Source organism: Mycobacterium sp. UNC410CL29Cvi84, assembly GCF_000686745.1.
In the GTDB taxonomy this organism is placed as follows: Bacteria; Actinomycetota; Actinomycetes; order Mycobacteriales; family Mycobacteriaceae; genus Mycobacterium; species Mycobacterium mucogenicum_B.
The window spans coordinates 133,758-154,014 of the sequence record NZ_JMLM01000007.1 but is presented as its reverse complement, the minus strand read 5'-3'; the positions used below and the strand labels follow the sequence as shown (position 1 = coordinate 154,014).

25 protein-coding genes and 1 other RNA gene are annotated in these 20,257 nt (G+C 66.2%); 9 read left to right on the top strand and 17 right to left on the bottom strand.

All coding sequences use genetic code 11. The features are described from left to right. Positions 1 to 16: 16 nt before the first annotated feature. Complete coding sequence (locus BR47_RS0111305; RefSeq protein WP_020102662.1) at positions 17 to 625, bottom strand: GNAT family N-acetyltransferase; 609 nt, start codon at positions 623 to 625, stop codon at positions 17 to 19. Between the two features lie 239 nt (positions 626 to 864). Here BR47_RS0111305 and BR47_RS0111300 point away from each other — a divergent pair, with 239 nt between their 5' ends. Beyond that, on the top strand, positions 865 to 1,197 hold the full coding sequence (locus BR47_RS0111300) for a hemophore-related protein (RefSeq protein WP_020102663.1): 333 nt from the start codon (positions 865 to 867) through the stop codon (positions 1,195 to 1,197). A gap of 69 nt (positions 1,198 to 1,266) precedes the next feature. On the opposite strand, the gene BR47_RS0111295 is transcribed toward BR47_RS0111300, so the two are convergent. Beyond that, positions 1,267 to 1,890 (bottom strand): TIGR03085 family metal-binding protein, encoded by a 624-nt coding sequence (locus BR47_RS0111295; protein WP_029119578.1) that lies wholly within the window; start codon positions 1,888 to 1,890, stop codon positions 1,267 to 1,269. Positions 1,891 to 2,118: 228 nt separating this feature from the next. Here BR47_RS0111295 and BR47_RS0111290 point away from each other — a divergent pair, with 228 nt between their 5' ends. Then, positions 2,119 to 3,555 (top strand): glycoside hydrolase family 183 protein, encoded by a 1,437-nt coding sequence (locus BR47_RS0111290; RefSeq protein WP_029119577.1) that lies wholly within the window; start codon positions 2,119 to 2,121, stop codon positions 3,553 to 3,555. A gap of 19 nt (positions 3,556 to 3,574) precedes the next feature. Here the strand turns inward: BR47_RS0111290 and BR47_RS0111285 are convergent, their stop codons facing one another. After that, positions 3,575 to 4,321, bottom strand: coding sequence for an alpha/beta fold hydrolase (locus BR47_RS0111285; protein ID WP_029119576.1), 747 nt, complete (start codon positions 4,319 to 4,321; stop codon positions 3,575 to 3,577). 82 nt (positions 4,322 to 4,403) lie between these two features. Here BR47_RS0111285 and BR47_RS0111275 point away from each other — a divergent pair, with 82 nt between their 5' ends. Beyond that, entirely contained in the window at positions 4,404 to 5,399 is a 996-nt protein-coding gene (locus BR47_RS0111275) for a DUF3558 domain-containing protein (protein ID WP_081831265.1), read from the top strand. A gap of 6 nt (positions 5,400 to 5,405) precedes the next feature. Here BR47_RS0111275 and BR47_RS0111270 read toward each other — a convergent pair whose 3' ends face one another. Next, a complete protein-coding gene (locus BR47_RS0111270; protein ID WP_029119574.1) occupies positions 5,406 to 6,023 on the bottom strand; it encodes a hypothetical protein in 618 nt (205 codons plus the stop codon). A gap of 55 nt (positions 6,024 to 6,078) precedes the next feature. Continuing rightward, positions 6,079 to 7,101 (bottom strand): linear amide C-N hydrolase, encoded by a 1,023-nt coding sequence (locus tag BR47_RS0111265; protein ID WP_029119573.1) that lies wholly within the window; start codon positions 7,099 to 7,101, stop codon positions 6,079 to 6,081. A 197-nt stretch (positions 7,102 to 7,298) separates the two neighbouring features. On the opposite strand from BR47_RS0111265, the gene BR47_RS0111260 reads away from it, so the two are divergent. Next, positions 7,299 to 7,802, top strand: coding sequence for an allene oxide cyclase barrel-like domain-containing protein (locus BR47_RS0111260; RefSeq protein WP_029119572.1), 504 nt, complete (start codon positions 7,299 to 7,301; stop codon positions 7,800 to 7,802). A 19-nt stretch (positions 7,803 to 7,821) separates the two neighbouring features. Here the strand turns inward: BR47_RS0111260 and BR47_RS0111255 are convergent, their stop codons facing one another. Next, positions 7,822 to 8,292, bottom strand: coding sequence for a nuclear transport factor 2 family protein (locus BR47_RS0111255; protein ID WP_020102671.1), 471 nt, complete (start codon positions 8,290 to 8,292; stop codon positions 7,822 to 7,824). A 141-nt stretch (positions 8,293 to 8,433) separates the two neighbouring features. Here BR47_RS0111255 and BR47_RS0111250 point away from each other — a divergent pair, with 141 nt between their 5' ends. Next, on the top strand, positions 8,434 to 8,859 hold the full coding sequence (locus BR47_RS0111250) for a PPOX class F420-dependent oxidoreductase (RefSeq protein WP_029105501.1): 426 nt from the start codon (positions 8,434 to 8,436) through the stop codon (positions 8,857 to 8,859). Positions 8,860 to 8,935: 76 nt separating this feature from the next. Here the strand turns inward: BR47_RS0111250 and ssrA are convergent. Together ssrA and BR47_RS0111245 are read right to left on the bottom strand one after the other, a co-directional pair. Then, positions 8,936 to 9,307: a transfer-messenger RNA gene (gene ssrA, locus BR47_RS32570) on the bottom strand. 91 nt (positions 9,308 to 9,398) lie between these two features. Next, positions 9,399 to 10,253: a maleylpyruvate isomerase family mycothiol-dependent enzyme gene (locus BR47_RS0111245; protein WP_029119571.1), complete on the bottom strand. Its 855-nt coding sequence runs from the start codon at positions 10,251 to 10,253 to the stop codon at positions 9,399 to 9,401. A gap of 82 nt (positions 10,254 to 10,335) precedes the next feature. Here BR47_RS0111245 and BR47_RS0111240 point away from each other — a divergent pair, with 82 nt between their 5' ends. After that, entirely contained in the window at positions 10,336 to 10,770 is a 435-nt protein-coding gene (locus tag BR47_RS0111240; RefSeq protein ID WP_029119570.1) for a helix-turn-helix transcriptional regulator, read from the top strand. Positions 10,771 to 10,790: 20 nt separating this feature from the next. After that, positions 10,791 to 11,198: a VOC family protein gene (locus BR47_RS0111235; protein ID WP_029119569.1), complete on the top strand. Its 408-nt coding sequence runs from the start codon at positions 10,791 to 10,793 to the stop codon at positions 11,196 to 11,198. A gap of 9 nt (positions 11,199 to 11,207) precedes the next feature. Here the strand turns inward: BR47_RS0111235 and BR47_RS0111230 are convergent, their stop codons facing one another. Genes BR47_RS0111230 through prfB form a run of 7 tightly spaced genes read right to left on the bottom strand, consistent with a single transcriptional unit; the run spans position 11,208 to position 16,845 of the window. Next, positions 11,208 to 12,053 (bottom strand): EamA family transporter, encoded by an 846-nt coding sequence (locus BR47_RS0111230; protein WP_090562393.1) that lies wholly within the window; start codon positions 12,051 to 12,053, stop codon positions 11,208 to 11,210. Then, a complete protein-coding gene (gene smpB, locus BR47_RS0111225; RefSeq protein ID WP_020102685.1) occupies positions 12,050 to 12,547 on the bottom strand; it encodes an SsrA-binding protein SmpB in 498 nt (165 codons plus the stop codon). Before smpB ends, BR47_RS0111230 begins: the two co-directional genes overlap by 4 nt. A gap of 2 nt (positions 12,548 to 12,549) precedes the next feature. After that, the gene (ftsX, locus tag BR47_RS0111220; RefSeq protein WP_020102686.1) at positions 12,550 to 13,446 is read right to left on the bottom strand and encodes a permease-like cell division protein FtsX; all 897 of its coding nucleotides are present in this window, start codon (positions 13,444 to 13,446) and stop codon (positions 12,550 to 12,552) included. Further along, on the bottom strand, positions 13,447 to 14,136 hold the full coding sequence (gene ftsE / locus BR47_RS0111215) for a cell division ATP-binding protein FtsE (protein ID WP_020102687.1): 690 nt from the start codon (positions 14,134 to 14,136) through the stop codon (positions 13,447 to 13,449). Positions 14,137 to 14,190: 54 nt separating this feature from the next. Next, positions 14,191 to 14,739: an Rv3103c family proline-rich protein gene (locus BR47_RS32565; protein WP_081831264.1), complete on the bottom strand. Its 549-nt coding sequence runs from the start codon at positions 14,737 to 14,739 to the stop codon at positions 14,191 to 14,193. Continuing rightward, positions 14,739 to 15,737, bottom strand: coding sequence for a mechanosensitive ion channel family protein (locus tag BR47_RS0111205; protein ID WP_020102689.1), 999 nt, complete (start codon positions 15,735 to 15,737; stop codon positions 14,739 to 14,741). The genes BR47_RS32565 and BR47_RS0111205 overlap by 1 nt, the downstream gene beginning before the upstream one ends. Next, positions 15,730 to 16,845 carry a peptide chain release factor 2 gene (gene prfB, locus BR47_RS0111200; RefSeq protein WP_029119568.1) on the bottom strand — a complete coding sequence of 372 codons (1,116 nt, stop codon included), beginning with the start codon at positions 16,843 to 16,845 and terminating at the stop codon, positions 15,730 to 15,732. Before prfB ends, BR47_RS0111205 begins: the two co-directional genes overlap by 8 nt. A 150-nt stretch (positions 16,846 to 16,995) precedes the next feature. On the opposite strand from prfB, the gene BR47_RS0111195 reads away from it, so the two are divergent. Then, positions 16,996 to 18,372, top strand: coding sequence for an FAD-dependent oxidoreductase (locus tag BR47_RS0111195; RefSeq protein WP_029119567.1), 1,377 nt, complete (start codon positions 16,996 to 16,998; stop codon positions 18,370 to 18,372). A gap of 37 nt (positions 18,373 to 18,409) precedes the next feature. Here the strand turns inward: BR47_RS0111195 and BR47_RS0111190 are convergent, their stop codons facing one another. Together BR47_RS0111190 and BR47_RS0111185 are read right to left on the bottom strand one after the other, a co-directional pair. After that, positions 18,410 to 18,766 (bottom strand): hypothetical protein, encoded by a 357-nt coding sequence (locus BR47_RS0111190; protein ID WP_138158454.1) that lies wholly within the window; start codon positions 18,764 to 18,766, stop codon positions 18,410 to 18,412. 220 nt (positions 18,767 to 18,986) lie between these two features. Continuing rightward, positions 18,987 to 19,283, bottom strand: a complete 297-nt coding sequence (locus BR47_RS0111185; protein ID WP_371824577.1) for a hypothetical protein — start codon at positions 19,281 to 19,283, stop codon at positions 18,987 to 18,989. A 44-nt stretch (positions 19,284 to 19,327) separates the two neighbouring features. On the opposite strand from BR47_RS0111185, the gene hisN reads away from it, so the two are divergent. Continuing rightward, positions 19,328 to 20,137 carry a histidinol-phosphatase gene (hisN, locus tag BR47_RS0111180; protein ID WP_051128545.1) on the top strand — a complete coding sequence of 270 codons (810 nt, stop codon included), beginning with the start codon at positions 19,328 to 19,330 and terminating at the stop codon, positions 20,135 to 20,137. The last annotated feature ends 120 nt before the right edge of the window (positions 20,138 to 20,257 follow it).

Below are 20,257 nucleotides of genomic sequence, written 5' to 3'. Positions count from 1 at the left end.
CAGGGCAGGCCCGACGTCAGCTGGCTGGGCGCGCCAGCGCGTACAGCGCCATCCTGCGGTTGGCCATGTCGTGTTCACCGAGGAATTCGGCGCCGCCATGTTCGACCAGCCGGCGCGCACCGGTATTGCGATGGTCGGGATCGAACATCACCCGACGGCACGATGGCACGAGTTGGAAGAGACTGGCCAGCACCTGGGGCATCAACATCGGTCCCAGGCCGCGATTGACGAAGCGCTCATCCGCGATCGCGGCGTGCAGCCCCAGATCGTAGGGATCGGCATCGTATCGAGGCGCGATGGAATCCTTCGCGGCCCAATACAGCTCGAGGTAGCCCATGGCCTTGTCCTGGTAGCTCACCAGCAACGGCCGCGAGTACTCACCGTCGAGCTGCGCCTGCAGGTGACGTCGCCACCACTCCGGCGGTCGGTCGTACTCCCACGCCTCGGCCAGATGTGGTCGATTCATCCATTCGGACAGCATCTCGGCGTCGGCGTCAGCGTCGACAAGGCGCACTGCCCACGGGCTTGCCAGCTGCGGAACGGGTGGTGCACCCACCGCGCGCACTTCAGCGGACAGTGAGGTCAACTCGCGCGGTAGCACCGGCCCCTGATCAATCTCGGTCATTTCAGCGGCGAGCCTACCCGATTTTGTTTAGGTTAGGTTTGCCTACATCGGGGTGTCTGCACCTGGCCGATGCGCACATACCGACCGTCGCCGATACCGCCACTCATGCCACCCAGAACCCGCACGGACTGCTCGTTCAGGCGCTGTAACGCACAGCCACAGACGGTCGATAGAACTGCTAACGTAGTCATCAATCACTTTGGTCGCATCGGTTAGCTGGTGCGGGAGGGGAATACACAATGTCTTTCACCACTCGGATGATGGTCGGCGCGGGCTCGGCACTGGTCGCTGTCATGGCCAGCGGCGCAGTCGCCACCGCTCAGCCGGACCCCACCCCGATCATGTACTCGACCTGCACCTACCCGCAGGTGATCGCCGCTCTGACCGCCCTCGACCCGGGTGCCGCCGCCGAGCTGCAGGCAAACCCGATCGGCGTCGGTTACCTGCACCAGCTGATCGCCTCCGGTCCGCAGCAGCGTAAGGCCCTGATCACCCGGGCGTACAACACCCCGGGCGCCGCTCAGTACACCGACCTGGTGCTGAACGTGGCCAACACTTGCAACAACTTCTGATCAGAAGCCAGAACAACGCGGCTCGATCCTTCGGGATCGAGCCGCGTTGTGCTTTCTAGAGGCTGAAAGTCAGAATCCGCGGTTCGAACCCCGGACCGCGGCGACGGCCTCGTCAGGCCCGGTGAAAGCCACCTGAGCCGGCCCGCGACCCGCTGCGAAGAGCAGCAGCTCCCCCGGCGCGCCGGTCACCGTCACCTCGGCGCCGCGGCCCGCTGCGGCCAGTCGGCGGCCGTCCGGGGTGACCAGCACGATCCGCGCCGGAGCGTTCTTTATCCCCATGCGCGCCATGTTCGCCACCTGCCCCGCCAACGCGGACACCAGCCGGTCGTCGAGCTCGCGCGGTTCCCACGTCGGCTGAGCCCGGCGGACGTCCTCGTTGTGAATGAACATCTCGGCGACGTTGACGAACGGGTCGAGCAGCTTGAACGGCGAGTACAGCGGCGGGCCCGCAGCGATCATGTCGACCAGCTTTTCCCAGTCGGTGGATGCGGTCACCTGCGCCTGGACGCGTTCGGTATAACCGGCCAGCTGTGGCACCAGAATTCCGGGCGCGGCGTCGAGTCGACGTTCCCGCACCACCAGGTGCGCCGCCAGATCACGAGCGGTCCAGCCCTCGCACAAAGTGGGTGCATCGGGCCCGTGCTCGCGCAGGGATTCGACGAGTGCGGCACGTTCGCGCTGGGCGGCAGTCATGGCTGGAGTCTAGGTCGGACGACGATCCGGCCGCGCGGTACGAGCGCTGTGTTCCGACCTGCGACGCGGGTCACCTTCGCCGGGCAAACGCCAGGTGAACGATCGCGACGTGGTTACAGATGGGTACCCATCCCGACAGCAGAGGCCTCAACAGCCCCATTGATAACTATGGTCACAAAAGCCCCTCGCTGGCGTCCGAGCGCCGCCCGCCATCCGAAAGGTGTGACCGTGTCGCCGCGTCCTCGCATTGCATCGGTGGCTTTGACGGCCGCCGTCGTTCTCGGTGGAGCAGTCGGCATCGCGCCGCCACGCGCAGCCGCCGATCCATGCACCGGCCCGAATGCGGGCGTCCTGCCACCGAACGGGGTGCCCTCGAGCGGCGTCATGCGGCCGCCGTCGGGCGGCCACCGACCGAGCAACGCGAACGACAAGGCCCCGCTGCCGACTCTGGGCAAGTTGTCCCGGTCGCTGCTGAGCGCCTTCACCCAGGGCACCGTGCAACAGCAGGCGGGCGTGCTGCCCGGCAAGCCCCGCGTGCCGCAGCCGCCGGTCCAACCTCGCGCGGCACAGCCCGCCCCCGCCGCGGCGCAACCCCAGCCCGGAGCAGAACCCGCGCCGGCCATCGACGCGGGCACCACGTCATTGGTCGGCTGGGTGACCGGCGACCAGAGCGCGGGTGGCGACACCCTGCAGCGGTTCGGCATCTCCGGCACCGACCTCGGCATCATGTGGGACAACGGCGACCCGGTGAACAACCAGGTGCTGATGATGTTCGGTGACACCTACGGCTACTGCGCCACCCCCAATCAGCAATGGCGCTACAACACCATGTTCCGCACCAACGACCGCACGTTGTCGCACGGCATCCACATTCCGCCCGGTTCGGTGACCAACCCCTATTCGGGCTCACCCGAGTGGCAGCCGAATCTGGCCAAGCAGACCATCCCGACCATCCGGTGGGCGCCGGTCGAGAAGGGCATCATCCCGACTTCCGGTGTCTCCGTGGGCAAGACGCAGTACGCCAGCTTCATGTCGATCAAGAACTGGGACAGCGCCGGCGCGTGGACGACGAACTACTCGGCGATCGCCGTCTCCAACGACAACGGCCAGAACTGGGGTGTGTACCCCAGCAGCGTCCGGCCCATGGCGCCCGACAGCGTGTCGCGCGTGGCGTACCTGCCGGGGAACGAGAACTTCCAGCAGGGCGCCTTCCTGAAGGGCAGCGACGGCTACATCTATTCGTACGGAACCCCTTCTGGCCGAGTCGGAAACGCCTACGTGTCCCGGGTTCCGCAGAACCTGTTGCCGGACATGAGCAAGTACGAGTACTGGAACAACGAGAGCCAGTCGTGGGTGCCCAACAATCCCGCTGCGGCCTCGCCGATCATTCCCGGTCCGGTCGGTGAGATGTCGGTGCAGTACAACACCTACCTCAAGCAATACCTGGTGATGTACTGCAACAACTTGTCCGACGTGGTGATCCGTACCGCGCCGACACCGCAAGGGCCTTGGGGCCCAGAGCAATTGGTGGTGTCGTCGCAGCAGTTCCCGGGCGGCGTCTACGCGCCGTACCTGCACCCGTGGTCCAACGGTCGCGACCTGTACTTCACGTTGTCGCTCTGGTCGGCGTACAACGTGATGCTGCTGCACACCGTACTGCCCTGAGCCAGTTGGGTTTTGACGTTCAGTCGAGCGTGGCCCAGAACTCCGTGAGCGCGGCCGCGCCGCGCGCGGGGTCCTGCAGCATCCACCAGTGCCCCAGCCCGTCGAGCACCGTGGTGCGCGCGCCCGCGCGTTCGGCTGCGCGGTAACGAATTTCGTCGGATCCGATGTACGGGTCATCGGTGGCCAGCAGCGCGAGGCCCGGCCGGGCACGCAACTTCTCGAGGTCACGCCCGGCCTCTGCCATCGCGGGCTGGCGCGCCGAGCGGTACAGCGCCAGGATCGCCCGGCCCATCTCCGGCCCCTGCGCGGCGGCGAGGGCCGTGGCGACATCCAGCGGCATGCCCAGGGCGACCATCTGGGCGGCGCGGTCCTCGACGCTGCCGCCGAGCATCGTCTCGACCAGCTGCTCGCCCTCCCCCGGGGTCTGCCACACCTGAGCCAGGTCGTGCCACACGTAGTCCGGGTCGAGTATCCCGACCACGTCCGTCACCCAACTGCGGACGAGTTCGGGCCGGTGCATGACGGCAGTCAGTACGTGGCCGCCGCCCCAGTCGTGGCCGACGAGGTCGACCGGCTCCCCGATGGCTTCCAGCTCGGCCTCGAGCCAGTCCCGGTACGCAAGGTAGGTAGCCGGGAAGTCCTCGGGCAGTGGCGCGCCGAATCCCGGTGGCGACAGGCGCACCACGTCGTCGCGACCGAGCGCGTCGGCCAGCGGACCCCAGATCGCAGCGGTCTCCGGATTGCCATGCACCAGAACGACAGTCATGAGGCCATCCTGGCACTGCGGTGATCGTCATCGCCAGAAATACGTGCAAGGTGCCATGGCCACGACCCCATAGGCTTGAGCCATGCGTATCGGGGGAAATCGCTACTGGGTTACCTGCGTCGGCGTCACGGTGGTTGCGTCGTCGCTCATGACGGGCTGCAACAGCACGACCGAGCCCACGCCGTCGGCAGCCCCGACGTCGGCCACGAAGCCGATGCCGAAGAACCTGACCCGTCAGGATGCCATCGCGTGGGCCCGCGGGATCGATCCGTGCGCGTTGATCGACCGCGACAAGCTCGCCGCGCTTGGCACCATCAGCGCCTTCGGGACGGCGTCCAGCCCGACGAGCTGCGCCGCCCACATGGACGACGGTAGCGACCGCGGCGTCGACGTCGACTGGGCGATCGCTTTCACACCAACGGATTTCCTCACTACTCCCCTGGGCACACTCACAGAGATCGACGGTGCCCGGATCCGGCAGATCGACTCTGCTTCGGCCCTCCCGCCGGAGGCTCGGGGCCAACTGGTCGAGAGCGCGTGCAGCATCGACATACCGTTCGAGAACGACATCGCGGTGCGCATGTCGGTATCGATGGCCCGGGACCGCAAGGCATGTACATCCGGCGAACCGTTGGTACGCGCCGTGCTGTCGAAGTGGCCGTCGCAGCCGGCCCAAGGCAGCTCCCCGAACACGACAGTCACGGCGCTGACCCGAACTGCACCGTGTGCCGTCGTACCCGAACTGCAAAAGGCGCCGGGCCTGGTGTTCGACTGGAAAGACCAGAGCCTCGACAGCTGCTTCTTCAAACGCGGCGGGACGGATCTCCTGGTGAGCTTCAACTACCGCACTCGGGAACTCGCGACCGTCAACTCCCAGCCAACCGCGTTCGGTGGGCATCCCGGTTACACCGCAACCGATCCGGGGACGACGACGGCGACCGCCATCGTCGGCGACGAGTTCAGCGGTGTCGGCGCCGGCCATGAACGTCGACTGGTCCCCGTGGTCGAGGTGAGCGGCGACAATCCCGCCGCGGTATCCGACGTCATGGCAGCGGTGCTCGCGCAGTTGCCGACCTGACGGCGTCTAGGTTCTCGGTGGCGGGGTGGCCGCCGGGCCCAACAGATCGGCGCTGTTGTTCGACGAGGTGCGCCGCCACCGGCCGTACAGCGGCAACTCCCGCAACGACTCGCCGCCCACGGACCACCGTCGGGCGATGAATCGCAGGACCGTCCGGACGTAGCGGTTCGTCTCTGAGTACCAACGCCATTCGTACAGCCGGTCGCCCTGCAGCCAATGTGCGAGAGCTTCGGATTCGACGCCCTGCAGGTAGGGCCGCACCCAGGTGACAGTGACCCACGCCTGCGCGGCCGCGCCGTCGGGAAGCCGGAAGGTCCAGTCGATCGGATCGTCGCCGGCAATCATGGTGTGGCGCAACGGCGGTGGTGCCGACGCTGCGCCTTCGGGCATGCCGAACAGCTGCACCGTCACGTTGTGAAACACCGCGGGCCCACCGACCTCGAACCGCACGCGATAGGTGTCGTCAGCCGCGGCGTCGCGGTCGACGGAGAACGCCGCCAACCCGCCGACGGCGACATAGCGCGCGAACACCAGTCCGCTGACGGCCATCACAACGCGGCGCACCGCCAGCAGCACCGTGAACGTCGCGACGGTCAGCGCGACGACACCCCACACGAGGTCCATCCGGACAGCGTGTCAGAGCGTCAACGGCACGTCATGGCAATAGCGGACGTGCCGCTCAATCCGCCGTGTTCGCCTTCTCGAGTTCGTGCAGCAGCGATAACGACAGGAAGGTCATCGGTCCCACGTCCTTGAACTTGCTGCCGACGTTGCCCGCGATACCGCCTTCGACGGCGAGGTCACTGATCAGGTCGAGTTTGAGCTGCGGGCTGCCCGCGGTGAAGTCGAGATCCGCCAGATCGACCCACACGATGTTGGGGCGCGTGGTCGATTCGTAGACGTAGCGCCGGTTCGTCAGGTCCATGACCACCTGCCAGATGGTCTGCGAGGCATCGGGCTTGCCCGGATCCGGTATCCGGAAGGGCTGCGCGGCGTTGCGGATCACCGAGAACATGCCGGCGATCGCTTCCACCTGGCCGGCCGGCGTGGGCAGCCGGCCGGCGTAGTAGGTGGCGCGCGCGAACCTGTCGGAGGCCAACGTCGTACCCGGCAGCGGCTCCGAGCCGCCGAGGCCCTCGAAGTTCTTCACCAGCTCGAGCTGCTGATCGAAGGTGGGCGAGTTCGTCATCACCCGAAAGTCCTTGCTGTGATAGACCTTCGGCCGGCCGTCGAGGTACTCGATGATCGCCGAGTCGCCGGTGGCGTCATCGAGCGCCAGATGAATGGTCGGCGGGTCGCCGCCGGTGGGGTCGTCCAGCTGGACCACCTGCACGTCGGTCTCGCCGATCCAGGCGACCGCCTCGGCCACCGTCGCGAAGTTGTCGAGGAAGTATTGCAGCCAGACCGCCTGGCTCAGCTGGGTCCGGGTGTCATCCGGTGTGCCGTAGGTGGATTCGGCCAGCCACAGCACGTGCCCGGCCAATCCGGCTTCGTTGATGCCGTCCACCGAGATGATGTCGAAGGCAGTGGCGATCACGCTGCCGAACTTCGAGGTCCACGTGAGCTTTCCGGTGACGCCGTCGTCACGGGTCACGCCGCGCGGTTGCTTCCACAGGTTCGTCATGAGGTCGCGGTGGAAGTCCATGTTGCGGCCGACCAGGACCGCATCGCCTGCGTCAGGCCAGATGACTCGGGTGCACACCCGAGCAAGCCTAACTTTCTGCGCGCACGTCACCTGCCGAATTGTTTGCTATGAATCGCGCTCCGCGAGTGGGATGCTCAACAGACAACGGTTCCTCACAGGCAACTCGCAGCTGAATCTATGGAGGAGGAGGTCTTGCCGGTCAGCCGATGGTTGGCGGCCATCGGTAGCTATTCACCCCTCCGAGAGGAAGAGACATGAACATGTTGCGCACTACGACGGCCGTGCTGATCCCTGCCTTGCTGTTGACGATGTCTTGTTCCTCGGGAGGCAAGGATCAGTCGGCGCCGGGCGGCACGACGTTGCACTTCTACGAGCACGACACCGGGCAGACCAGTGTGGATCTCGGCACTCCCGGCGAGGGGCCGGGTGACCAATTCATCTTCGCCGGAGACGTTTTCGATCGCCAAGGCGGCACGAAGCTCGGGCGGACGGCAGGGGTGTGCACGACTGTCAGCGGCGATGCCACCGCCGGGGACGTCTCGTGCACCGAGACCTTCATCCTCGATGGCGGTCAGATTTCGATCCAGATGCTGGCCGACCGCGCCGCCGTGTTCAGCAAGGGCGAAACACTGCCCGTCTCGATCGTCGGAGGCAGCGGCAAGTACAGCAAGGCCCGCGGTGACGGCACCGCGCAGGTGCCACCCGAGGTGCCGAATCAGACCGACGCGAACTTCGTGCTGAACGTGGTGACGAACTGAGCGCCGCGGCGCGCGAGCACTAAGCCCAGCGGTTCGCTAACAATTTGAAACTCGGCATATCTTCCAGCGACGTGAGCGCCTCGTAGATGCGCTGGTACCCGGTGCTGGCGATCCGCCACACACCGTCCTCGTCCTTGCGGTAGGTATCGGAGTAGTAGCCCGAGCCGCGGATCATCGCGTGCCCCGGCACGATCACGGTGTCCTCGAACACCCACGAACCGTGCGCCGTGGTGTCGGAGTCGAGGTCGATCTCGGGGTGGCTGGCAATATGCGTGGTGATGATTCCGTTGTCGAGGTTCGTCCGCATGAAGTCGACGACGGCGTCTCGTCCCTCGTAGTGCACCGGCTCACCCATCGCGTGTGTGCCATAGCGGGTGACGACATCTGCGGCGAGGCAGTCCCCGAAGGTGTCCCAGTCCTTGAGGTCCAAGGAGCGGAAGTACCGGTACTTGAGCCGTTGAATGTCGGCGATCGCCTCCAGGTTACCCATACCCCAGAGACTAGAACGTGTTTCAGTTTCTGTCACGAAAATGCGGGACATGGCTCACCACATGGCGGTACCGAAACTACGAATCGTGTTGCATGCGCCGGGGTTGACCTCAACCATGGTTGAGGTTCTAGCGTGGATTACATGTCCTTCAAACCACACGAAATCGAATTCATGAAGGCGGCAGACCTCGGGCGACTCGCCACGATCCAGCCCGACGGCACACCGCAGGTCAGCCCCGTGGGCTTCACCTACAACGAGGAACTCGGCACCATCGACATCTCGGGCTACAACATGGCCAAGAGTCAGAAGTTCCGCAACCTCGCCCACCACGACAAGGTGGCGTTCGTCGTCGACGACATCGCCTCTCGCGACCCGTGGCGCGTGCGTTGCCTGGAGATTCGCGGCACTGCAGAACAGGCCGTGACAGCGTCAGGGCAGCATGGCCCCGCGGGAGATGCCCTCGATTCCGCGATCATCCGCATTACCCCGCGCCGCATCATCAGCTTCGGCATCGACGACACCGACACCGAACCCCACCTGCTCAAAGCGGACATCCGTAACGTCTGAGCCCGGGGGCGTGTGGGGCAGACCAAACAAGGCGATCAAACGAAAAGGCCCGGCTCGTTTCCGAGCCGGGCCTTTCTTGTGGAGCTGCCGGGAATTGAACCCGGGTCCTACGGCATTCCCTCAAGACTTCTCCGTGCGCAGTTCGCTATGCCTCTACTTGGATCTCCCGGTCACGCGAACAAGCCGAGATGACGATCCCAGTCGCTGTTTGATGTCCCCACGGGCCCCGCGACCGGCCCCGTGGGTGGGTCCCTCTAGTCGATGCCAGGGTCCGGGCCGAGGGCGCTCCCGGTCTGACAGACACGCGGTCGCTACTTAGGCAGCGAGGGCGTAGTCGCGCTGATGAGAATCGGCGCTTAATTGGTTACAACGACGCTTACGGTGGTCTCTTGCCTGCACCGGCACGCTTCCCTTGATTCGATGCGCGAAGTCGAAACCGTTCAGCCCCTCGCACCCCCGCCGACTTTCGGCAGGACACTCCATCATACCGGCCGCACCGACAACGTCCACCGAGTATCCGGTGCCGCCGTCAGACCAGGTCAGATGACGTAACCGAGGTTCTCGACGATCCGCCGGCCGACCTCGGCGTCACCCTCGAACTCGATGGCGACCGGCCGCACCGCGCCAAGCGGACGTCCGCCACACAGCCGCGTGAACTGCCAGCCGTCCATCCGGATCACCGTGGTCGGCTCGGCGCCGCCGAAGTCGGGCACCACCGCGGCGCGGCCGTCGACCGCGACCCGAATGGTGCGCGCCATGGGTCCGGTCAGCTCGATCGCGACCCGCGATCCGTCGGGCGCTCCCCCGCGCTTGGCCACGACGAAGCCCATCATCGTCTCGATCTCGTCGAGGGACAGCTGCGCTTCCGGCTTCTGCAACGCCGCATCCGGTGCGGGCCGCGCGACAGACTCGCGGATGTCCTGCTCATGCATCCACGAGTCGAACGTCCGGATCCGCATGAAGCGACCGACGCTGTCCTGGCCGGCCGGTGTCATCGTCGGGGTGTTCCACTCCTCGTCCGACATCGCCGTCAGCATGGCCCGCCGGTCGTCGGTGACGGCGCGGAACTTCTCCAACAGCTCGGTGCTCGAGAGCGCAGCCATCGACCGGGTCCAGCACTCGTTCATCACGCCGATGGGGTTGTGCACGTGGTCCAACTCGGAGACGTCGATGTCGGCTTCGGGCACCGCTTCACCCTTGAGCATGAGCTCGGTGCCGATGATGTGCGCGACGACATCGCGGACGTGCCAGCCGGGCAACTCGGTCTGTGTGGTCAGCAGCTCCGCCTCGGAGATGGTGGCCAGCAGTTTGTCGATGTCGTCCCATACCCCGAAGAGGGCGGGCAAGACGTCGGACTTCTCCAGGACGGTCACGGGTCGCGTTGAGCTGCTCACCGGCTGACCGTACGACGGCCGGACGGCCCCGGAAGGCGAATCGCGCAAGCATCCCAATCGTTGGTCATGCGACGATGGCCATATGGGGGACGACCGGGCCGAGGCACAGCGCCTGCGGGACATCACGGTGATCCGCAAGGTGCGGGACCGGATCGACCGGGAGTACGCCAAGCCGCTCAATGTCGAAGACCTGGCCCGTGGCGCGCACATGTCGGCCGGTCACCTCAGCCGCGAGTTCCGGCGCATCTACGGGGAATCGCCCTACTCGTATCTGATGACGCGGCGCATCGAGCGGGCCATGACGCTGCTGCGTCGCGGCGACCTCAGCGTGACCGATGTCTGTTTCGCCGTTGGCTTTTCATCGCTGGGCACGTTCAGTACGCGGTTCACCGAACTGGTCGGGGTGGCGCCGAGTGTGTACCGCCGCGACCATTCACAGGCGGCCGACGGCATTCCCGCCTGCCTGGCCCGGCAGGTCACCAGACCGGTCAGGAATCAAGAAGCACCGCCGCACTGACCGCCACTACCGTGACGGGCATGGACATCTCCATTCACTACGCATTCCTGCCCCACACCGACGCCGAGGCCGCGCTGAAGTTCTACCGCGACGATCTCGGCTTCGAGGTGCGCAAAGACGTTGGCTACCAAGACATGCGGTGGATCACCGTCGGCCCGCCCGGACAGCCGGGCACGTCGATCGTGCTGCACCCGCCGGCCGCCGACCCTGGCATCACCGACGACGAGCGTCGCACCATCCTGGAGCTCATCGCCAAGGGTTCCTACGGCGCCGTCACCTTGGCCACCGATGACCTGGACGCGCTGTTCGCGCGCCTCGAGGCCGCCGGCGCCGACGTGCTGCAGGAACCGACCGACCAGGATTATGGCGTGCGTGACTGCGCATTTCGCGACCCGTCCGGCAACCTGATCCGGATCAATCAGCTCTAGTGCTGCCGGCTATCCCGCGGCGATCATCGCGACCGAGCCCAACGCCAAAACCATGCCGACGGCTTGCCAGGCCCGTACACGCTCTTTGAGCACCACCATGGCCAGGGCGACGGTCGCCGCGGGATAGAGCGAGATCAGCACACTCGCCAACGACAGCATCGAGGCCTGCAGCGCCAGCAGCATCGCGACGTTCGCGATGACGTCGAGTCCCGCCGCGATGAGGGCGAGCTTCAGCGGAAGTCCGGCCGGCAGTGCGAAATTGCGGGTCACCACCGCGGCGATCATCACGACCGCGGTGGCCGCGAAGCGGGCGAACACCAGCGGCCAGAGCTTCGCGTCGTGCGGCACCTGATGGATCACGGCGAAGCTGAGCCCGAAGGTCAATCCAGAGCCGACGGTCAGCCAGGCGACCTTGGCCGTGAATCGGTGCGGCGTCTCGTCCTCATCGGTGGCCTGCGCGCTCACCAGCGCGACGGCGACCAACGCCAGCGCGATCCCGGCGATCGCCAGCCCGCTGGGCCGCTCCCCCATGGCGACGCCGACGGCAATCGGCCCTGCCGACACCAGGATCGCGGTCAACGGCGAGACGACGGATATCGGTCCGGAACCCAACGCGGCGTAGAACCACCAGATTCCGAACGCCTGCAGCACGCCGCACGACACACCCAAGAGCACCGCGTTCGACGAAACCTGGCCACCGACAACGCATGCCATCACCGTCAGCAGTACCCCGGCGATGGGGTATGACACCAGCACCACCCGCAGTGCCGCGACGCGCCGTGCCGCGATACCACCGACGAAATCGCTGATGCCGTAGCCCAGCGCCGACAGCAGCGCGAGCAGAACCCCGGTCAGATCTTGCCCTTGAAGCGGCGGCCCATCTCACGGGTGATCTCGCGCTGCGCATCGCGCTTGGCGATGTCCTGGCGCTTGTCGTGCGCTTCCTTACCGCGGGCCAGCGCCAATTCGACCTTGACCCGGCCGTCGGAGAAGTACAGCTTCAGCGGCACCAGCGTGAAGTTGCCGTCCCGCAGCTTGCCGACCAGCATGTCGATCTGCTTGCGGTGCAACAACAGCTTTCGGTTGCGTCGCGGCGCATGGTTGGTCCAGGTGCCGTGGTGGTACTCGGCGATGTGCAGGTTGCGCAGCCACACCTCGCCGTCATCGACGGTGGCGAACGCGTCGGCCAGCGATGCCAGGCCCTCGCGCAGGCTCTTCACCTCGGTGCCGACCAGCGCGATCCCCGCCTCGTAGGTATCGATGATCGAATAGTTGTGTCGCGCTTTGCGGTTGGTCGCGACGACGGAGTTGTTACCCGACTTGTCCTTGTCGTCCTTCTTCTTCGCCATCGCTACCGCCGGATGTACGCGCGTAGCGTGACGTATGCGGTGATGCCGGCCATGCCGAGCCCCAGCAACAACATCAGCGGCGCGCAATAGACGAGGACATCGGCGTAGTCGACCTTGGCGATCAAGCCCGCTTGATAGAACTGGTTGAGCACGTCCTCGAGGAACATCGCCCGGACGATGATCAACCCGACGACGGCAAGCACCACACCAACCAGTGCCGCGAGCACCGCTTCGACGAAGAACGGCAGTTGCGTGTACCAGCGCGTGGCACCGACCAGCCTCATGATGCTGATCTCGGTGCTGCGGGTACGTGCGGCGATCAACACCGTGTTGGCGATCAACAGGGTCGCGGCGATTGCCTGAACGAGCGCCACGGCGAAGGCGGTGGCACTGATGCCGTCGAGAATGCCGAAGAGGCGGTCGACCAGTTCCTTCTGGTCGGTCACCTGACGCACACCGGGACGTCCGCGCAACGCATCCTCAAATCCCTTGTGCTGCTCGGGATTGTCGAGCTTGACGACGAACGACGCCGGGAACGCCTTCTTGCTCGCATAGTCCTTGAACGCCGGAATCCGGCGGACGGCGTCGTCATACGCCTGGTCGCGGTTCATGTACCGCACCGACTTGACGTCCTTGCGGTCGTCGATCAGCTTGCGCAGCGACTTGCACGGGTCGGCGTCACAGTTGGGGTCATTGGACGAGATGTCGTCGGTCAGGAAGACCTGGCTCTCCACGCGGTCCAGGTAGATCTGCTTGGACTGGTCGGCCAGGCGGACGATCAGCAGACCACCACCGAACAAGCCGATGGAGATGGCGGTCGTCAGGATCATGGCGACCGTCATGGTGACGTTGCGACGAAATCCAGTCAGGACTTCATTGACGAGAAAGCCGAAGCGCACTTAGCGATCCATTCCGTAGACGCCGCTCTGCTCATCACGGATGAGGCGGCCGAGTTCGAGTTCGATGACGCGCTGACGCATCGAGTCGACGATGTGATGGTCGTGGGTGGCCATCACGACCGTCGTACCGGTGCGGTTGATCCGCTCCAGCAGGTCCATGATGTCGTTGCTCGTCTCGGGGTCCAAGTTGCCGGTGGGTTCGTCCGCCAGGAGCACCAGCGGCCGGTTGACGAAGGCCCGGGCGATCGCGACCCGCTGCTGCTCGCCACCGGACAACTCACCGGGCAGCCGGTTGGCCTTGCCCGACAAGCCCACCATCTCCAGCACATCGGGCACGATGCGGTTGATGGTGTCCGGGCGCTTGCCGATCACCTCGAGCGCGAACGCCACGTTCTCGAACACCGTCTTCTGCTGCAGCAGCCGGAAATCCTGGAACACGCAGCCGAGCACCTGGCGCAGGCTCGGGATGTGCCGGCTGGGCAGCTTGTTGACGTGGAACTTCGAGACGCGGATGTCACCCGAGGTCGGCACCTCGGCACCGAGCAGTAGACGCATGAACGTCGACTTCCCGGAACCGGACGGACCGATGAGAAAGACGAACTCACCCTTGTCAATCTTGAGCGACACATTGTCCAGGGCTGGGCGTGCCGAAGACTTGTAGTTCTTGCTCACGTGGTCGAGGGTGATCATCACGGCACGCCAGTGTAGTCGGACGCTGAGGTGTGACGGCTGAGGCTGATGCCGCTAGCTCGGCGCGGGTGCCGCGCCGGGCGAAATGATGGTGGTCGTGACCGGGCCATCAGCGGGCGCTGCGGCCGGGAGCGGTCCCGGTGGCGGCGACGGTGCGGGGGCCGGAGTCGGTGCCGGCGCCATGCCGGGCAGCACTGGCAGCGTGATCGGCGGCAGGCCCGGCGCCGGGGTGATGACCGTCGTGGTGGGCGGCGCCGTCGTCGTGGTCGTGGTCGGCGTGCTCGACGTCGTGGTCGTGGTGGTCGTCGTCGACGTCTCGGTGGTCTCCGTCTCCGTCGGCGTCGGCCGGTACGTCGTCTTCGGTCGGGTGTTCACGTCGGTACGCGGCACCCAGGTGTACTCGGGGTTGGGTACGAAACCCGGCGGCACCACCGCGGGCTGCGGTGGCGGCGGAGGTGGCGGCGGCGCGTAGGTCTGGTGCAGCCAGTACGCCACGAAGAAGGCCACGATCAAGCCGACCGTGGACGTCCGGACCCGGCCCAGGATGTAAGCGGGCCAGGCGCGGTCAGCACGTTTGACCGCGATCCGGGACAACGCGTTCATCACTGCTCGTCCCCCGGCCCCTGGGTCTTGTCCTCGGCGCCGCCGACCGTGGCGGGATGCACCATGGCCTCCACTTCAGGCTCGTGGTCGGCAGGACTCTCGATGCCGGCCCGGCCGAACGCGGAGACGACCATCACGCGCAGTCGCCGGCCGACCTCGAACTGCTTGCCGGGCAGCGTCCGCGCCACCATGCGCAGGTTCACGGTGTCCAGCTCGATGCTCTCCACACCCATCAACTGGGGCTTGTCGAGCAGCAGTGTGCGCAGCTGGCGGTCCTCCATCGCGCGTTCGCACACCCGGCCCAGCACGTCGTTGACCTTGCCCAGGTCCGCCGTCGTGGGCACCGGAATGTCCACCACCGCGCGGGCCCAGTCCTTCGACAGGTTGACTGTCTTGGCGATCTGGCCGTTCGGGATCGTGTACACCTCGCCGTCGCTGGAGCGCAGCTTGGTGACGCGCAGCGTGACGTCCTCGACGGTGCCCTCGGCCGGCACGGTGATGCCGGTGACGGTGAGCGCCACCAGGTCACCGAAGCCGTACTGCTTCTCGGTGATGATGAAGAACCCGGCCAGCAGGTCCTGCACGATGCGCTGCGCGCCGAAACCCAGCGCGGCGCCCAGCACGGCGGCGGGCGCGACCAGTGAACCGATGGGTATGCCGAGGATTCCGATGACGTCGACCAGCACGATGACCGACACCAGCGCGATCGTCACCCACGAGATCACCGAGGCGACGGCCTGCCGGTGTTTGGTGGTCTCCGACCGGACCAGCGCGTCGCTCTCCTGAAAACGCTCATCGATGCGGGCGGTGATCCGGTGCGTCAGCCAGCCGACGAACCGCGCGATGAGCATCGCCGCGATGACGAGCATGACGATGCGCAGCCCGCGGGTGATGATCCACTCGCCGATCGAGCCTCGCCAGAAGTCATGCCACTGTTGAGCCCACCAACCGAGCGATTGCGGTTGGCTCGCGACAAAGTCAGAGAAAAAGTTAGTCATCTTCTTTTCGGTTGCGCCAGCGGATCCCGGCTTCGAGGAAGCCGTCGATGTCGCCGTCGAGCACGGCGGCCGGGTTGCCGACCTCGAACTCGGTGCGCAGGTCTTTGACCATCTGGTAGGGGTGCAGCACGTACGAGCGCATCTGATTGCCCCAGGAGCTGCCGCCGTCGCCCTTGAGCGCATCCATCTCGGCGCGCTCTTCCTGGCGCTTGCGTTCCAGCAGCTTGGCGCTGAGCACTCGCATCGCGGAAACCTTGTTCTGCAGCTGCGATTTCTCGTTCTGACAGGTCACGACGATGCCCGTCGGGATGTGCGTCAGCCGGACCGCCGAGTCGGTGGTGTTCACAGACTGACCGCCCGGGCCGCTGGACCGGTAGACGTCGACCCGGACGTCGCCTTCGGGGATGTCGATGGAGTCGGCGGTCTCGACGACCGGCAGCACCTCGACGTCGGCGAACGACGTCTGGCGCCGACTCTGGTTGTCAAAGGGGCTGATTCGCACGAGCCGGTGCGTGCCCTGTTCGACCGACAGCGTGCCGTACGCGAAAGGCGTGTGCACCGCGAACGTCGCGCTCTTGATGCCCGCCTCCTCTGCGTACGACGTGTCGAAAACCTCGACCGGATACCCGTGCTTCTCGGCCCAGCGGATGTACATGCGCATCAACATCTCGGCCCAGTCGGCAGCGTCGACGCCACCGGCGCCGGAGCGGATGGTGACGACAGCTTCCCGCTCGTCGTATTCCCCCGACAGGAGCGTTCGAACCTCGAGCGCCTCGATGTCCTCACGCAGCTTGGCCAATTCGGCGTCGGCGTCGGCGATGGCGTCGGACTTGGCCACGCCCTCTTCTTCCTCGGCCAGCTCGTAGAGCACGGGCAGGTCCTCGACCCGTCCACGCAGCTCCTCGACCCGGCGCAGCTCACCCTGTGCGTGCGACAGGCTGCTGGTCACTTTCTGGGCGTTGGCCTGGTCGTCCCACAGCTTGGGGTCGGATGCCTCGTCTTCGAGTTTGGCGATTCGCGCGCGCAGACCTTCGACGTCGAGCACCCGCTCCACAGTCGTCAGAGTGCTGTCGAGGGCGGCAATGTCGGCTTGACGGTCGAGGTCCACAAAGGATGAGGGTACCGACCAGTGAGACGGACTTTCACATTGCAAGCCCTGATCGCTTAGACCGGTTTAGCATCGCCCTGTAGGCCCGCTCGGCCGCGTCGCGACAGCCCCTTGCGCGCACTGAGCAGAACAAGAAGGCAAACCATACATATGCGCCCTTACCATGTGGCGGTTGTCGGATCCGGCCCGTCAGGGTTTTTCGCTGCCGCGTCACTGTTGAAATTCGCCGATGCCAAGGCCGCAACCGATGATCCGGTCGACCTGCGCATCGACATGCTCGAGATGCTGCCCACCCCCTGGGGTCTGGTGCGCTCCGGCGTGGCTCCGGATCATCCGAAGATCAAGACGGTGACGGCGCAGTTCGACAAGATCGCCGACGACCCCCGGTTCCGCTTCTTCGGCAACGTCACCGTCGGTGAGCACGTGCAGGCCACCGAGCTCTCGGAGCGGTACGACGCGGTCATCTACGCCATCGGCGCTCAGTCCGACCGGCCGCTCGGGATCCCGGGTGAGGAGCTGGAAGGCAGCGTGGCGGCCGTCGACTTCGTCGGCTGGTACAACGCGCATCCGCATTTCGCGGCCATGAACCCCGATGTCACGAAGGACCGGGCCGTGGTCGTCGGCAACGGCAACGTGGCGCTGGACGTGGCCCGCATCCTCGTCAGCGATCCCGCCGAGCTGGCGGTCACCGACATCGCCGACCACGCGCTGACGGCCCTCGGCGCCCGCGGCGTCCGCGAGGTCGTGATCATCGGCCGCCGTGGCCCGCTGCAGGCCCCGTTCACGACGCTGGAACTGCGCGAGCTCGGTGACCTGGCGGCCATGGCCGACGTCGACGTGATCGTCGACCCCGCCGATGTCGACGGCATCACCGACGCGGACCTGGAAGCGGCCGGCAAGACCGTGCGGCAGAACATCAAGATTCTGCGCAGCTACGCCGAACGCGGGGCCCTCGGGCGCGAGCGCCGCATCGTGTTCAAGTTCCAGACGTCGCCGATCGAGATCAAGGGCACCGATCGCGTCGAGTCAATCGTGTTGGGCCACAACGAGTTGGTCGACGACGGCGGCCGGATCGTCGCCAAGGACAGTGGTCATCGCGAGGAACTGCCGGCCCAGCTGGTGGTGCGTGCCGTCGGTTACCGCGGCGTCCCGACCGCGGGCCTGCCGTTCGACGAGCGCGCCGCGACCATCCCGCACACCGAGGGCCGGGTCGAGGGCAGCCGCAACGAGTACGTCGTCGGCTGGATCAAGCGCGGGCCGTCGGGCGTGATCGGCAGCAACAAGAAGGACTCGCAGGACACGGTCAACACCCTGATCGAGGACATCTGCGGCGCCGAGCTGGCCGACTTCGGCCCCACCCACACCGAGGACCTGGCGGCGTGGTTCCTGTCCCGCCAGCCCGCGTTGGTCACCAATGACCACTGGCGCCTGATCGACGCGCACGAGCGGTCAACCGGCGAGGGCCAGAACCGCCCGCGGGTGAAGCTGACAGATGTGGCCCACATGCTGCGGGTGGCGCACGGCTGACCCGCCGCGCGCCTTCCGTGCCGCCGCCCCGGGCCGGCTAGTGGCCGGGCCGCAGGATGCCCTGCACCGCGAATGTCGTCAGGTTGCCACCTGAATTGAGCAGGGACGACGTGGCCGTCGACCCCGACAGCACGCCCGAGCTCAGCGACCCCACGCCGGCCTGCAGTCCGCCGGTGTTGATCGCGGCGATGCCCTCGAGTCCCCCGATGTTGTGGGTGGTGAAGTGCTGGGCAAAACCGACCTCGTTGGTCAGCGCGCCACCCAACCCGTCAAGCGGCCCGCCGTCGGCCGATGCCAGGCCGGCCGGCGCGAGGAGCATCAATCCGCCCGCCGCCAGGCCCACCCCGATCATCCTGATGGCTCCACCGCTCGACGACATCTGAGTTTTGGCCATGTTGCGTTTTGGTCCCCTTCTTTCGGAAAGACTGTGTCCGACGGTCGAATCCGAGCGCTGCGCGCCGACGGCTCAGCAAGCTCGATGCGATAGCTGGCTATTCGCACAGGAGATCTATTAGCACAGGAAAATAGCCAAAATGGCCCGATCGCCGGAAATTTCGGAGGGTGCTGAGCAAACGCCGGAATCGGGGTGGGTGAACGGCCGACAGGCCGCGCGACTACGCCTGCGGAGCGTGCGGCGCGAAGTTCCAGTTGTCGGGATTCTTGGGTGAGTAGACGACGGGCACCAACTGGCCCACCGCGGGCCACTCGGCCACATCGATGGCGATCCGGCCGTAGACCTCGTGCTCATTGACACTGGGGCCGTTGATGACCCCGGCGACGGTGACGAACTGCTCCCCCGTGGCATCGGGGCGGGGACTGACGCCGGTGATCAACAACGTCCCGCTCTCCCCGCTCCGCGTCCGCCGCAGCCATGGGGCGGCCAGCAGTACGAGCGCTCCGAGCAAGACAATGAGCACGACGAATTCCCACACGTACTCATGGTAGGACTGCACTCATGAGTGCCACCCAAGCAAGTAGCGCAGCGGATTGCGCGTCCCGCCGAGACGACGTCACTTTGGCCTTGGCCCTGGCCGATCAGGCCGATGCCGTGACGCTGGACCGCTTCGGCGCGCTGGATCTGCGCATCGAGACCAAGCCGGATCTGACCCCGGTGACCGATGCCGACCAGTCCGTGGAACAGGTGCTGCGCGAGACGCTGTCTGCGGCCCGGCCGGGCGATGCGCTGCTGGGCGAAGAGTACGGGGGCACAGCGGTTTTCGCGGGCCGACAGTGGGTCATCGACCCGATCGACGGCACCAAGAACTTCGTCCGCGGCGTGCCGGTGTGGGCGACGTTGATCGCCCTGCTCGAGGACGGCGTGCCGGTCGTCGGTGTGGTCAGTGCCCCGGCCCTCGGACGCCGATGGTGGGCCGGCACCGGCGAAGGCGCGTTCAGTTCCTTCGGTGGGCAGACGAGGCCCATCTCGGTGTCCGGCGTCGACGCACTGGACGCGGCGAGCCTGTCCTACTCGGATCTGACCACCGGCTGGGAGGACCGGCGCGACGCGTTCGTCGCACTGACCGACGCCGTGTGGCGGGTGCGGGCGTACGGCGACTTCTGGTCGTACTGCCTCCTGGCCGAAGGTGCGGTCGACATCGCCGTCGAGCCGGAGGTCAAGCTCTGGGATCTGGCCGCGCTGGACGTCGTCATCCGGGAAGCCGGCGGGTCGTTCACCAACCTGGCCGGCGAACCCGGGCCGCACGGCGGCAGCGCGGTCGCGACCAACGGCTTGCTGCACGAAAAAGTGCTCGCCGCCCTCTCCTGATTCCGGAATCTGTGCACGAAAACCCGCGTTCGGCGCGGGTTTTCGTGCATTGGCCGCAGGGTCTTCAAATGTGAAGTTGATAACACGAGCGTCGTACCTTACTCCGGAGTAAGATACGGT